The 13,292-nt window shown below is 69.3% G+C and carries 11 protein-coding genes; 4 read left to right on the top strand and 7 right to left on the bottom strand.

Annotated features, from left to right (window positions below; genetic code table 11):
* Positions 1-34: 34 nt before the first annotated feature.
* From AZSP09_RS02420 to AZSP09_RS02410, 3 genes are read right to left on the bottom strand one after another with little or no spacing between them, the layout of a single operon-like run.
* Positions 35-2,830: a response regulator gene (locus tag AZSP09_RS02420; RefSeq protein WP_152089065.1), complete on the bottom strand. Its 2,796-nt coding sequence runs from the start codon at positions 2,828-2,830 to the stop codon at positions 35-37.
* Positions 2,827-3,357, bottom strand: coding sequence for a YfiR family protein (locus AZSP09_RS02415; protein ID WP_014237881.1), 531 nt, complete (start codon positions 3,355-3,357; stop codon positions 2,827-2,829). Before AZSP09_RS02415 ends, AZSP09_RS02420 begins: the two co-directional genes overlap by 4 nt.
* Position 3,358: 1 nt before the next feature.
* On the bottom strand, positions 3,359-5,311 hold the full coding sequence (locus AZSP09_RS02410) for a TonB-dependent receptor plug domain-containing protein (protein ID WP_172974679.1): 1,953 nt from the start codon (positions 5,309-5,311) through the stop codon (positions 3,359-3,361).
* Between the two features lie 271 nt (positions 5,312-5,582).
* On the opposite strand from AZSP09_RS02410, the gene AZSP09_RS19885 reads away from it, so the two are divergent.
* Both AZSP09_RS19885 and mnmC read left to right on the top strand, forming a co-directional pair.
* Positions 5,583-6,281 (top strand): glycine zipper 2TM domain-containing protein, encoded by a 699-nt coding sequence (locus AZSP09_RS19885; RefSeq protein ID WP_172974678.1) that lies wholly within the window; start codon positions 5,583-5,585, stop codon positions 6,279-6,281.
* 46 nt (positions 6,282-6,327) lie between these two features.
* On the top strand, positions 6,328-8,295 hold the full coding sequence (gene mnmC / locus AZSP09_RS02400; RefSeq protein ID WP_152089062.1) for a bifunctional tRNA (5-methylaminomethyl-2-thiouridine)(34)-methyltransferase MnmD/FAD-dependent 5-carboxymethylaminomethyl-2-thiouridine(34) oxidoreductase MnmC: 1,968 nt from the start codon (positions 6,328-6,330) through the stop codon (positions 8,293-8,295).
* Here the strand turns inward: mnmC and AZSP09_RS02395 are convergent.
* Positions 8,279-9,229: a LysR family transcriptional regulator gene (locus AZSP09_RS02395; protein ID WP_152090816.1), complete on the bottom strand. Its 951-nt coding sequence runs from the start codon at positions 9,227-9,229 to the stop codon at positions 8,279-8,281. The genes mnmC and AZSP09_RS02395 overlap by 17 nt on opposite strands.
* Before the next feature lie 120 nt (positions 9,230-9,349).
* On the opposite strand from AZSP09_RS02395, the gene AZSP09_RS02390 reads away from it, so the two are divergent.
* Positions 9,350-10,276 (top strand): sodium-dependent bicarbonate transport family permease, encoded by a 927-nt coding sequence (locus tag AZSP09_RS02390; protein ID WP_130458640.1) that lies wholly within the window; start codon positions 9,350-9,352, stop codon positions 10,274-10,276.
* A gap of 71 nt (positions 10,277-10,347) precedes the next feature.
* Here the strand turns inward: AZSP09_RS02390 and AZSP09_RS02385 are convergent, their stop codons facing one another.
* From AZSP09_RS02385 to AZSP09_RS02375, 3 genes are all read right to left on the bottom strand, one after another.
* Entirely contained in the window at positions 10,348-11,238 is an 891-nt protein-coding gene (locus AZSP09_RS02385; protein ID WP_152089061.1) for an FHA domain-containing protein, read from the bottom strand.
* Positions 11,239-11,414: 176 nt separating this feature from the next.
* The gene (locus AZSP09_RS02380; RefSeq protein ID WP_014237888.1) at positions 11,415-11,903 is read right to left on the bottom strand and encodes an FKBP-type peptidyl-prolyl cis-trans isomerase; all 489 of its coding nucleotides are present in this window, start codon (positions 11,901-11,903) and stop codon (positions 11,415-11,417) included.
* A gap of 10 nt (positions 11,904-11,913) precedes the next feature.
* Positions 11,914-12,378: a peroxiredoxin gene (locus AZSP09_RS02375; RefSeq protein ID WP_014237889.1), complete on the bottom strand. Its 465-nt coding sequence runs from the start codon at positions 12,376-12,378 to the stop codon at positions 11,914-11,916.
* A gap of 222 nt (positions 12,379-12,600) precedes the next feature.
* On the opposite strand from AZSP09_RS02375, the gene AZSP09_RS02370 reads away from it, so the two are divergent.
* Complete coding sequence (locus AZSP09_RS02370) at positions 12,601-13,284, top strand: SIMPL domain-containing protein (RefSeq protein ID WP_152089060.1); 684 nt, start codon at positions 12,601-12,603, stop codon at positions 13,282-13,284.
* The last annotated feature ends 8 nt before the right edge of the window (positions 13,285-13,292 follow it).

Genomic DNA, 13,292 nt, shown 5'->3' with positions numbered 1-13,292 from the left:
GCCCGGCAGGCGCTCCGCCGCCCTAGTGGCCGCCCTAGTGGCCGCCCTGCTCCATGTAGCGTTCCAGGGCGCTGCGGGTATCGGCCAGGAGTTGGGGCAGGCTCTCGCCCAGGCGCCGCACTTCGGCCGCCTGCCCTTCCCGGGCGGCCGCCTCGACCCGGGCCGCCAGTTCGGACAGGGGCCGGGCACCGATGCTGGCAGCAGCGGACTTGAGGCTGTGGGCCGCCTCCCGGGCCGCCGCCAGGTCGTCCTGGGCCATGTTCTGCAGGGCCTGGCTGGCCTGGGCAAGGAAGGTGGAAACGAAGCGGGCCAGGAAGATGCTGCGCACCTCCCCCGCCTCTTCCTGGCGCGCGGCAATGGCGTCCAGCACCGCCGCGTCCAGCAGGGCTCCCGCCTCCCGCTCCGGCCGGGCCTGGACCCGCACCTGGGCGCCGCCTTCCGGCGGTCCCAGCCAGTCGGTGAGCAGGGCCACCAGGGCCAGCTCGTCGAAGGGTTTGGGCAGGAAGCCGTTCATGCCGGCGGCCAGGCAGCGCTGCCGGTCCTCGGCGAAGGAATTGGCGGTGAGGGCGATGATGGCGGTGGGCAGCCGGCCCGCCTGGATCTCCCGCTGACGCAGCTCCCGCGAGGCGGTGAGGCCGTCCATGACCGGCATCTGGCAATCCATGAGGATCAGGTCGAAATCCCGCTCGGCCCATTTTTCCAGGGCCTCCCGGCCGTGGTTGGCCACCTCCACCTGGCAGCCGAAGACCTGCAGCAGGCCCCGGGTCACCTCCTGGTTGGTCAGGTTGTCCTCCACCAGCAGCACCTTGCCGTGGAAGCGGGGCCGGTTCGGCACCGCAGCGGCGGCCGGGCGCCAGGCGGCCCCCTGCCAGCCGGCAGCCGGCGGCAGCTCGGCACCCCGGGGCGCCACCATGAAGGCCTGGCCGATGCTGCGCACGAATTCCTTGCGCGACACCGGCTTCGACAGGCGCTGGGCAAAGACCTGGGCCAGTTCCCCTTCCAGGGTGCTGGCGCCGAAGTCGGAGAGGGCGATCCACACGCCGCCGCAGCGGCGGTGCCAGTCCTGCCAGGTGGCCTCGGGCAGTTGCAGGTAGCACAGGTCGGCCAGCACCGCCTGGGCCGCGCCCTCGCCCAGGAGCCGCTCCGCCTCGGCGGCATTGCGGGCCAGGCGGCAGTCCAGGCCCAGGCTCTGGGCGTAGTCCTGCAGGATCAGGGCCAGGGTGGGCTGGGGTTCCAGCAGCACCAGGCGGAAGCCCGGATAGTGGATGCCGGTGGGGTTGTCCCGCACCACATGGAAAGGCAGTTCGAAACTGAATTCGCAGCCCTCGCCGGGACGACTGGAGACGGTCAGGTCCCTGGCCCCCATCAGACGCACCAGCTCCCGGCTGATGGCCAGGCCCAGGCCCGTGCCTTCGGCCCGCCGGCTGGCGGCTTCCTCGATCTCGGCCGGCGTCTGGGAGGCGGCGCTGGTCTGGGAGTAGGCCTGGAACAGCTTGCCCTGCTCCGATTCGGGAATGCCGGGCCCGGTGTCGCGCACGGTGAAGCGCAGCAGGATCACATCGCCCCGCTCCCGGCTGTCGCCGGCGGCCCCCGGACTGCGCTCCACCCGCAGGCAGACTTCGCCCTGCTCGGTGAATTTGACCGCATTGCCGAGCAGGTTGAAGAGCACCTGCTTGAGCCGGTTAGGGTCCCCCGCCAGGGTCACGGGCAGTTCGCCCTTGAGATGCACCGCCAGCTCCAGGCCCTTTTCCCGGGCATTGGGCGCCAGCAGCAGGGCGGCGCTCTCCACGGTGTCGGCCAGGTCGAAGGGCACCGCATCCACGGTCAGCTTGCCGGCCTCGATCTTGGAAAAATCGAGCACGTCGTTGAGCACGTTGAGCAAGGTTTCGCCGGAACGCAGGGCGGCCTCGGTCATGCGCCGCTGGTCGCCGGAGAGGGCCGTGGTCTGCAACAGGCGGATCATGCCCAGCACGCCGTTGAGGGGGGTGCGGATCTCGTGGCTCATGGTGGCGAGGAAGCGGCTCTTGACCCGGCTCGCCTCCTCCGCCGCATCCCGGGAATGGGTCAGTTCCTCGGTGCGGGAGGCCACCATTTCCTCCAGGGATTCCCGGTAGCGGGCCAGGCGTTCGTCCCGCTGCTCGATCTCCGCCAGCATGGCATTGAAACTGTCGATGAGGCGGCCCACCTCGTCCTCGCTGCCGCTCTCCTCCCGCTCCACCCGCAGGGAAAAGCGCTTGTGCCGGGTGATATCCCGGGTGGCCTGCTCCAGGCGCACCACCGGGGCGGCGATGATGTGCTGCAGGCGGCGTGCCGCCAGCACCGCAGCGAGCATGGAAAGCACCGTCACCAGCAGCCAGATGAGGGCGCCCCGGCCCACCGCATCCCAATAGCCGTCGCGGCTGGCCAGCAGCTCGATGTGGCCGACCACGCCGCTGCGGAAGACGATTTCCCGGCTCTCCCGGATGCGGTTCCAGGAGGCCGGCAGCCAGGCCAGGCGCTCCTGCTGCAGGGGGTTGCCGCGCAGGTAGCGGGCGAAGAGCTGGCCCTGGGCATCGCTGACCAGCACCTCGATTACCGCCGGGTCGGCGGAGAGGGCCCGCAGGGTATCCTGGGCCGCCTTGCCGTCGTTGAAGACCAGGGGCGCCTCCAGGTTGCGGGCGGTGACGTCGAGCAGGGCCTGCAGGTTTTCCCGGTTGAACTGCTCCACCTCGCGCAGGCCGTGGATCAGGGTCAGGCTGGCATAGACCAGCAGGGCCGAGGCGGCCACCAGCATGAGGACCAGGCGCAGCTTTTCGCCGATGGGCAGGGAGCGGAATCTACGGCGCATCATCGTGGCCTTCCGTAAATGGTGCGGGCCAGGCGCAGGAGATGGGCGCTGAGCCGGATGTTGGCGCGGCGCAGGGCCGCAAGATTGACGTCGAAGGCAACCTGGGTGCCTTCCCGGGCCAGGCCCACCATGCAGCCCTGGCTGACCAGGTCCTCGCCTTCGCACACCGTCAGCACCGGCGCCGTCGCCAGGGCCTGGGTCCACTCCAGGTCCCAGTCCCCCTGGCTGCGCCCGGGGGCGTCGCCGAGGAACAGCACCTGGCAGTCCCGGGCCTCGGCCGGGCGGCTGCGGGGAGAGACGCCGATGCGCCGCCCGAGCAGGGTCTGGCTGTCCAGGGCGAGCAGGGAATCGACCACCGGCCCTCGGCCGGCGACGCAGATCAGGGTGTGCCTGACCGACCAGTTGCCCTCGCCCCACTCCGCGTAGTTGGCCAGATTGGCCACCAGGGCCGCCTTCACCGCCGCCTCCGAGGGCGGGTTGGCCAGCGCCCACAGGGGCCAGCAGCAGAGCAGCAGCAGGCAACGCCTCACGTCAGAAGCCCCAGCTCAGCACGACGCTGAGTTCCCGGCGCAACACGGTTTCCTGGAAGAAAGGCTGGTCGCCGAATTCCCGGTGCTTGGGCCCCAGGAGATTGCGTCCGATCAGGGAGATTTCGCTGCGCCGGTCCAGGCGCCGGGTCCAGCGCAGGTCGAAGGTGCCGTAGCCGGCGACGCCGCGCTGGTCCATGGGGCCGACGCCGCGCCAGGTCAGGTCCAGGCGCTGGTTGCGGGACAGGTCCCAGAGGGAGCGGATGAACAGCTGCTCCCGGGGAAAGCCGCCCTGGAAGGAGATCAGGGCCGGGCCGGCGGGCCGGCTGCTGTAGTCCAGGGCCTCCCGGTACAGGGTGAAGCCGCCGCGCAGCTGCCAGTGGGCCGCCGCCTGCCAGTCCAGCGCCCATTCCAGGCCCCGGGTGCGGCCCTGGGCGTTGTTGAAGTACATCATGGAACTGGCGCCATCGAACTCGATGGTCTGCAGGTCCTTGTAATGGTTCTGATAGACCGACACATCGCTGCTCAGGTTCGGCGTCAGCTGAACCCGCCAGCCGGCCTCCAGGCTGCGCAGCCGCTCCGGGCGGAAGGCCGGATTGCCGACGGCCGGCAAAGGCCCGACTCCGGGGCCGTTGAAGCGGATGGCCGTATCCACCTGGTTGGGGGAACGCACCGCCCGGGCCGTGCCGGCCCACAGGGTGTGGCCGGCGGCGGCGTTCCACACCACCCGCAGGTTGGGCTGCCATTCGCTGCCGTGGTCGGGAACCCGCTCCAGCTTGGCCCCGGCGATGATCTGCAGGGTTTCCGGGATGACGCTCCACTCGTCCTGGACAAACAGGTTGGTGACGGTGCGCTGGGAACTGACCGGGCTGAAGGAGAGCTTGGCCGAACTCACCGAGTCGAAACGGTACTGGCGCCAGCCGCCGCCCCACACCAGCCGGTGGGCCGGGTTCAGGTTGACCGTGTGCTGCAGATCCACGTCCGCCACGGTCTCTTCCAGCACCGCGCCGGAAGAGGGCTCCCGGCGCCAGGAGTGGTCCACATAGGACTGCACCTGCAACTGGGAGCCATCGCCCAGGCGGCGGCTGAGACGGCCCAGCAGGTGCTGGCCGGAAATGTCGTTGGCCGTGGACAGGGGATAGGGAGCACCGCCGCTATGTCCCTGGTAGGCCTCGCCGTTGACCATCCAGGTGTCGCTGCCGGCGGCGCTGTCGGCGCGGAAGCCGATGCGGTCGGCGCGCCAGGTGTCGCCGGCACCGCTGCCGGTGAGGGACTGGTGGTCGTCCCGGCTGCGGCTGCGGGCGTAGAGGCGCCAGGCACCGCCCTCCTCCGTGGTGCTGCCCCAGCGCACGTTGGCCATGCCCTTTTCCACGTTACCCACCGCCAGGGTCGCCTGGCCGCCCTGGGTCTCGTGGGCGGAGCGGGTGACGATGTTGATCACCCCATTGACCGCGTTGGCGCCCCACAGGGCGGCCCCCGGCCCCCGCACCACCTCGATGCGGGCGATGTCGTCGAGGGCGATGTCGTAGGCGTCCCAGAAAACGCCGGAATAGATGGAGTTGTAGATGCTGCGGCCGTCGATCAGCACCAGCAGCTTGCCGCCGAAAAAGCCGTTGAAGCCCCGGGCGGAGACGCCCCACTTGTTGCCGTCGATCTGGGCCACGTGCAGGCCTGGCACGGTGCGCAGCAGGTCCGGCAGGGTGGTGGCGCCGAGGCGCTGGATGTCCTCCCGCCGCAGCACGGTGGTGGCAGCCGGCGCCTGGGCCAGTTCGGAAGGGTGCTTGAGCACGGAACTGACTTCCGTGCGCAGCAGCTCTTCGATGGAAAGGGTGGACAGGCTGGCCAGCTCGGCCGCCACGGGCTCATCCCCGGCCGCACGGGCCGGTTCCTGGAGCAAACAGGCGGCGCTGCACGAAGCCAGCGCCAGCAGCGCAGAAAGACGCGCCTTGAAAGGCATGCACACCACCCCTGAACGTTTCTTGTTGTTCGATGCTCTATGGCAAGGAGCCCCCGGCCCCTTTTTATGAAGGGTGGATTTTATCGGCTTGAAGCCCCCAGGGAAAGCGAATCGATTGTATCTACGCCGAAAAACCGGCCTTGGGGCACATCGCCCCCCCTTGCGGCAAGAAGCATTAACAAAGGTAACAATCTGTTTCCCCGGTCGGCCAAAGGCCGGGCAAGGCGTTCTAATAGCCATGGAATCCCTCATTCGCCCCCGGAGCAACGCCATGGAAGTCAAAGCCCTCCATCCCCTGATCAAGATCGCCGCCGTTTCCGTCACCGCCCTCAGCCTGGCCGGTGTCGGCGTCCTCACCGGCATCCTGCCGGCCCCAGGCCAAAACAAGCCGGCGGAAACGCCCAGTGCCACCATGGCCGCCGCAGAACCTGCCCCGGCAACGATCGCAGCCCCGGCCGCCACCACGCCCCCGGCTGAAGCCGCCCCCCCGGCCGCCGCCAGGACGGCGACGCCGGTGGCCGCCAGCAAGCCCAAGGAAAGCGTCAAGCGGGCCAAGCCCGTGACCAAGGAACAGCCGGCAGCTGCCACCGTGGCCCAAGGCGAAGCCGTGCCGGCCAAGGCTGCGGCACCGGTATGCAAGGACTGCGGCGTCATCGAAAGCATCATGGAAGTGAAGAAGCCCGGTGAAGGCACGGGCCTGGGCGCCGTCGCCGGCGGCGTCCTCGGCGGTCTCCTGGGCAACCAGGTGGGAGGCGGCAAGGGCCGCACCGCCATGGCCGTCCTCGGTGCCGCCGGTGGCGCCTACGCCGGGCACCAGGTGGAAAAGAACGCCCGCAGCAACATGGAATACCAGATCACGGTGCGCTTCGACGACGGTACCACCCAGCGCTTCACCGAGGCCAATCCCCCGGCCTGGCGCCAGGGCGACCGGGTCAAGGTCAGCGACGGCATCCTGCGCAGCGCCGACTGAAGCCCGGGCTTAACGGCCCCATGGGGGCGTGCGACAATCCGCCCCCATGAGCACGCCCGCCTCCCCTGCCCCCCATTTAGTCGCCGACGCCAATCCCGACGCCTACCGGCCCCTCGTTCCCGCCCGCCTCTGCCGCAACGACGCCGGCGTGCCCTACTCGCCGGACTACGACGACATCTACCACACCGCCGCCGGGGCCCTGGGCCAGGCCCGCCACGTCTTCCTCGCCGGCAACGGCCTGCCCCGGCGCTGGCAGCAGCGGGAAAGCTTCACCATCGTCGAGACCGGCTTCGGCATCGGTCTCAATTTCCTCGCCACCTGGGCCGCCTGGCGGGACGATCCGGCCGCCTGCCGGCGCCTGCATTTCGTCTCCCTGGAAAAGCATCCCTTCAGCGCCGCCGACCTGGGCGAACTGCACGCCGCCCATCCCGAGCTGGCAGACCTGGCGGCCGAGCTGCGGGCCCAGTGGCCCCTGCTCACCCCCGGCGTGCACCGCCTGCATTTTGCCGGCGGCCGGGTCAGCCTGACCCTTTTCTTCGGCGACGCCCAGAGCCTGCTGCCCCAGTTGCGGCTGGCCGCCGACGCCTTCTACCTGGACGGTTTCGCCCCGGCCAAGAATCCGGACCTGTGGTCCCCCTTCGTCTTCCGCGGCCTGGCCCGCTGCGCCGCCGCCGGCGCCACCCTGGCCACCTGGTCGGTGGCCGCCGGAGTGCGCGAAGGCTTGCAGGCCGTCGGTTTCGTCAGCGACAAGGCCCCCGGTTTCGGCGGCAAGCGGGACATGCTGCAGGGCCAGTACCGGGGCCCAGGCGTGCGCCGGACGGTGATGCCGGGCAAGCGCATCCTGGTCATCGGCGCCGGTTTCGCCGGCACCTCCACGGCCCACCGCCTGGCGGAGCGGGGCTACCAGGTGACCCTGCTGGATCAGGCCGAGGGCCCCGGCTGCGGCGCCTCCGGCAACCGGGTCGGGGTCCTGCGCCCCCTGCCCAGCCTGGACGACAACCGCCTCTCCCGCCTTACCCGCAGCGCCTTCCTGTACACCCGCCGCCACCTGCTGGCCCTCTCCGCCGCCGGCCTGCCGGTGCGCTGGGGCGCCAGCGGCGTCCTGCACCTGGCCCGGGACAAGACCCACGAAGCCACCCAGCGCCAGGTGGCCGAAACCTTCGCCGCCCCCGAGCTGTTCCGTTACGTGGACGCGGCCGAGGCCTCCCGCCTCATCGGCTGGCCGGTATCGGTGGGCGGCTGGCATTTCCCCGGCGGTGGCTGGGGCATGCCCCCCAGCCTGTGCCAGGCCAACCTGCAGGCCCATCCGGCCATCGAGCAACGCTACGGCCAGCGGGTGGAAAAACTGCAGGCCGGCGCCGACGGCTGGGCCGCCTACGCCGCCGACGGCACCTTGCTGGCTGAGGCCGACCAGGTGGTGCTGGCCAATGCCGCCGACGCCAGGCGCCTGGGGGGCTGCGACTGGCTGCCCCTGCGCAGCGCCCGGGGCCAGGCCACCCTGGTGCCGGAGACGGCCACGCCGCCCCTCGACATGGTGGTGTGCCGCCTTGGCTACGTGACGCCGGCCCTGGACGGCCTGCGGGTCTGCGGCGCCTCCTTCCTGGCCGGGGATGAAGACCCCCAGCCGCGCCTGGAAGAGCAGCAGGACAACCTGGCCAAGCTCAATTTCATCCTGCCCGGCTTCGCCAAGGACCTGGCAGCGGCAGACCTGGGCAGCCGGGTGGGCTTCCGCCCCATTTCCCCGGACCGCCTGCCCATGCTGGGCCCCCTGCCGGAAAACACCGCTCCGGCAACCGGCGCCCGCCTGCAGACCCTGCCGCGCCGCCCCGGCCTGTGGCTGGCCAGCGGCTTCGGCGCCCGGGGCTTCGTCTGGTCCGCCTGGGCCGGCGAATTCCTGGCCAGCCAGATGGCTGGCGATCCCCTGCCCCTGGAAGGGGATCTGGCGGACGCCCTGGACCCGGCCCGCTTCCTGCTCAAGCCGGTGAAGGCCGCACGCTTCAACGACCGGGAATAGCCCCTGCCACCGCCAGGGCCAGACGCTGGCCCGCCTCGGCCTCGAGCCGGGGAGCCCGTTCCTGCAGATAGTCCAGGAAGGCCTGGGCCAGGGGCGTCAGGCGCTTGCCTGCCGGCGCCACCACCTGCCAGCGGGCCGGAATGGGCGTGCCCCGCACCGGCAGCACGGCGATCCCCAGTTCTTCCGGATGGGGCCCCAGGGCGTGGGCCGACAGCACGGACAGGCCCAGCCCCCCCGCCACCGCCTGACGCACCGCCTCGTTGCTGCCCAGCTCCAGCCGGGGCCGCAGTTGCACGCCCCGGGCGGCAAAGAACTCCTCAGCCGCCAGCCGGGTACCGCTGCCCGGTTCCCGCAGCACGAACTCCGCATCGACCAGGGCCCCTGCCGCCACCTGCTTGCGCTTGGCCAGGGGATGGTCGGCCGCCGCCACCACCACCAGCGGATTGGTCAGGAAGGGAACGGCGCTCACCGGCGTCTCCGCCGGCGGCTTGGTCATGATGTACAGGTCGTCCTGGTTCTCCAGCAGCCGGCCGACCACCGCCTGCCGGTTCAGGACCACCAGGGACACTTCCACCGCCGGCCGGACCTTGCGGAACTCCCCCAGCAGGCGGGGAATGAAGGCTTCGGCGGTACTGACCACTGCCAGCCGCAGCCGCCCCCCCTGGTCGCCCCGCAGCACGGCCAGCTCGTTTTCCAGCTGCCCCAGCTCCTCCGCCACCCGGGCGGCGGCGGCCGCCACCAGGCGCCCCGCTTCCGTCAGGTGCAGGCGGCGTCCCACCCGCTCGTGCAGGGGCAGGCCGACCTGCTCGGCCAGCTGCTTGAGCTGGGCCGAAAGGGTGGGCTGGGTCAGGTGCAGGCGCTCCGCCGCCCGGGAAACGCTCCCTTCCTGGGCAGTGGCCAGCAGCAGGCGCAGTTGATGGAGGGTCAGGTGCAGGGAGCCGCCAAGCCGATACATATATTGATATTTATCTATGCAATATTTAGAAATATATGATTTTTACAAATACATGAAAAGACTCAGAATGCGCCACACCAAAACAAACGGAGTCTGTTCGTGCTTGATGCCGTCCCCTTTTTCTTCGCCCTCGGCGCTGTCGCCAGCCTGGCCCGCAGCGAGCTGAAGCTGCCGACTGCGGTTTTCGAGGCCCTCTCCATCTACCTGCTGCTGGCCATCGGCCTCAAGGGCGGCAGCGAAATCGCCCATAGCAGCGACCCGGCCCTGCTGACCCATGCTGCCCTGGCCATCGGCCTGGGAGCCCTCATCCCCCTCTTCGCCTTCCCCCTCTTCCGCCTGCGCTTCAACCGCTTCGATGCGGCCTCCCTGGCCGCCCATTACGGCTCCATCAGCGTCGTCACCTTTGCCGTCGGCACCACCGTACTGGCCAGCCGCGGGGTGGCCTACGAAGGCCATCTGGCCCTGCTGGCCGCCCTCATGGAGGCGCCCGCCATCCTGGTGGCCACCGTGCTGGCCCGGCTTGGCGGCGAAGAGCGCCCGGACTGGCGCAAGCTGATCCATGAAGTCTTTGCCAACAAGAGCGTGCTGCTGCTCCTGGGCGGCATCCTCATCGGCTGGGCGGCCGGCCCCCACGGCACCGAGCCCCTGAAGCCCCTCTTCACCGACCTCTTCAAGGGCGCCCTGTGCCTGTTCCTCCTGGAAATGGGGCTGGTGGCGGCTTCCCGCCTGGGGGACCTGCGCAAGGCCGGGTTCTTCCTGGTGGCCTGCGGCATCGCCCTGCCCCTGGGCAACGCCGCCCTGGGCTGGCTGGCCGCCAGCTGGATGGGGCTGTCCGTGGGCGGGACCGTGCTGCTCATGACCCTGGCGGCCTCCGCCTCCTACATCGCCGCACCGACGGCCATGCGCCTGGCGGTGCCGGAAGCCAACCCGGCCCTGGGTATCGCGGCGGCCCTGGCCCTCACCTTCCCCTTCAACGTGCTCTTCGGCATTCCCCTTTACCTGTGGGTGGCCCAGCAGCTGGCCTGAAATCCGGCCTTCCGCCCGAAAAAAAAAACGGCAGCCCTGGGGCTGCCGTTTTTTTTTTCATGAAGCCGGGATCAGCGGTAGAAGACCTGGAAGCGCACCTTGCCCTGGTCGCCCAGGATCACCACATCCCCGTCCTGCAGGGTCACCTCGCCCACGCGCTGGGCCATGTTGCCGTTGTGGAAGGTGCCGTTGGTGGACTGGTTGTCCCGCAGCAGCAGCTTGCCGCCGATGGGGCCGACCCAGGCGTGGCGGTTGGAAACGTGGGGATCGCCGATGACCACGCTGGCCTCCACCGAGCGTCCCAGCATGAGGCCCTGGCCCACGGGAAATTCCTGGCCCTGCAGGGGGCCGGCAATGCAGCGCAGGCAGGCCACCGGCTCCGGCCGGGAAACCAGGGTGGCATCGCTGCCCGGCATTGCCTCGGCAACGGCAGCAGGAGCAGCAGGTGCCGGTGCCACTGGCGGCAGGGTCGCCACCGGCGACGGCGCTACGGGCTCGACACGGCCGGCTGCCGGCAGAGGCGCCTCGCCGGCCAGCAGGCGGCGGTAGGTGGACACCTTGTTCCAGTGGATGATCCAGCACACCAGACTGACCAGGCCGAACAGCAGGCCAAGGAAGGGAATGGGCGAGAGCAGGCCGAAGATGCAGCTGATGAGGCCCACGGTCAGGCCGCCGTCGCCGAAGGCCTCGGTCTGGCGCGCCTCGCCCTCCCGCTTGAGGGCGCTGGAGAGGATCACCACCGCAGCCAGCCAGACGATGAAGCCGATGGCAGGAATCAGGGTCAGCCACACCAGGGCCGAGGGAATGGCCGGGCGGAATTCGGGACGGGTGGCATCCAGGCAGCGCTGCAGGTTGAGCAGATAGAAGACCATGGCGACGATGACGCCGATGGCGAACAGCAGGACCAGACCGACAACGATGAAGCCCAATCCCACCATGGCATTGGCTGCGGAATCATGCATGGAGTTCTCCCTGAAACGGCCCGTGGCCCGGGCCTGTCAATGATTTGAGTGCAACGCGGCAACTGGCTCGGGACTATAGACCAGCCCCCGGAGCTAAGCAAACGGCATGACCGGCGCCCCATGAAAAAAGGCCCTGCAGCAGCAGGGCCCTTTCACGGCACGGAAGCGGGACGGGATTACTCGTCGTCGCACTCGCCGTCGTCGTGCACGTGACCGTGTTCCAGCTCGGTGGCGCTGGCGGGGCGCACGGCGGTGACGGTGCAGGTGAACACCAGGGCGGTACCGGCCAGGGGATGGTTGCCGTCCAGGACCACCTTGCCGTCGGCGATGTCGGTGACGCGGTAGAGGATGAAGTCATCGTCGTCGCTGCCTTCCGGGGCACCTTCGAACTGCATGCCCACTTCCAGGGTCTCGGGAAAATTCTCCCGGGGCTCCATCTGCACCAGTTCGGAATCGTATTCGCCGAAAGCGTCGTCCGGCTGCAGCTTGACCTTGACAGTTTCGCCCACGCTCTTGCCCTGCAGGGCCTCTTCGATCTTGGGGAAGATATCGTCGTAACCGCCGTGGATGTAGACCAGCGGATCCTTGCCCGCATCCACCAGGACGCCGTCCGGATCGGTGACGTTGTAGTCCAGGGTGACGACGGTATTCTTAGCTACTTGCATGGGGAATTTCCTAAAGTTCCTTGGCCAGGCGCAGCATTTCCAGCGCATGGCCCTTGGCGTTGACGCCGTAGAAGGCGTGGCGAACAAGGCCCTGTTTGTCGATGACGAAGGTGGAGCGGAGGATGCCGTGCTTCTTCACGCCGTCCACTTCCTTCGCCTGCCACACCCCGTAACGACGGCAGACCTGGCCCTCCTCGTCCGACAACAAGCGCACGGAAATACCGTGCTTGTCGCGGAACGCGGCGTGACGCAGACAGTCGTCCCGGCTGATGCCGAGCAGGGTGCAGTCCCGGCGCTCGAACTCGTCCTCGTGATCGGAAAAGTCCGTGGCCTCCAGGGTGCAGCCCGGGGTGTCGTCTCTGGGGTAGAAGAAGAGAATGATGTGGCGCTTGCCCTTGTATGCCGCAAGCTCCACCAGCTCCATGTCTGCATCCGGAAGCGCGAACTCCGGCGCAGCCTGACCAGGTTTCAGCATTGCTGTCTCCTCAAAGACGCCTCAAGGACCTTGCCCGAGGTGAGCCGATTCTAGCCGAGCTTGAAGGGCCGTGCCAGCGACCGAACAAATGTCCGGGAGGGCCGGCGGCGGCGTTAGAATGACCAATTGCACCGGGCCGGCGGCGTCACTATTCATCCGGCATTGACGGAACCTTCATTCGCCTGCCCGGGTCAGCCTCTCTTTGCCGTCGAAAGGAAAGCCATGCATCCCTCCCGCCCGACCTCCCGCCTCAGATTCGCCCTGCTCGCCCTCGGCCTCGCCGCTGCCGCCCAGGCCGGCACCACGGTGGACCTTTCCGCCAGCGCCAGCCGCAGCGCCCCCAACGACCTGGTCCTGGCCAGCGTCTTCGCCGAAGCCAGCGGCCCCACCACCGCCGACCTGGCGCAGAAGGTGAACACCCAGATCGCCGAAGGCCTGCGTACCGCCAAGGCCTACAAGGACGTCAAGGTGCGCAGCGGCGGCACCCACACCTATCCGGTCTACGGCAAGAGCGGGCGCATCGAGTCCTGGCGCATGCGCTCCGACATCGCCCTGGAAGCCCGGGACGCAGGCGCCCTCTCCGAGCTGCTGGGCAAGCTGCAGGCCACCATGGGCGTGGGCGGCGTGCAGTTCATGCCGACCCCGGAAACCCAGAAGAAGGCCGAGGATGAAGCCACCGTGGAGGCTATCGCCGCCTTCAAGGCCCGGGCCAAGCTGGTGGGCGACACCCTGGGCAAGTCCTGGCGCATCAAGCAGCTCAGCGTCGGCAGCAGCGGCGGCCGCCCCCCCGTCTATCCGCGCATGAAGAGCGCCATGATGGCCGCCGAGGCCGTTCCCATGCCCCTGGAAGGCGGCGACTCGGCCGTCACGGTGAACATTTCCGGCCAGATCGAACTGGCCGATTGAGACCGCCA

Source organism: Azospira sp. I09 (genome assembly GCF_009177135.1).
In the GTDB taxonomy this organism is placed as follows: Bacteria; Pseudomonadota; Gammaproteobacteria; order Burkholderiales; family Rhodocyclaceae; genus Azospira; species Azospira oryzae.
The sequence above is the reverse complement of the archived record's forward strand: the minus strand, read 5'-3'. Positions and strand labels throughout refer to the sequence as shown.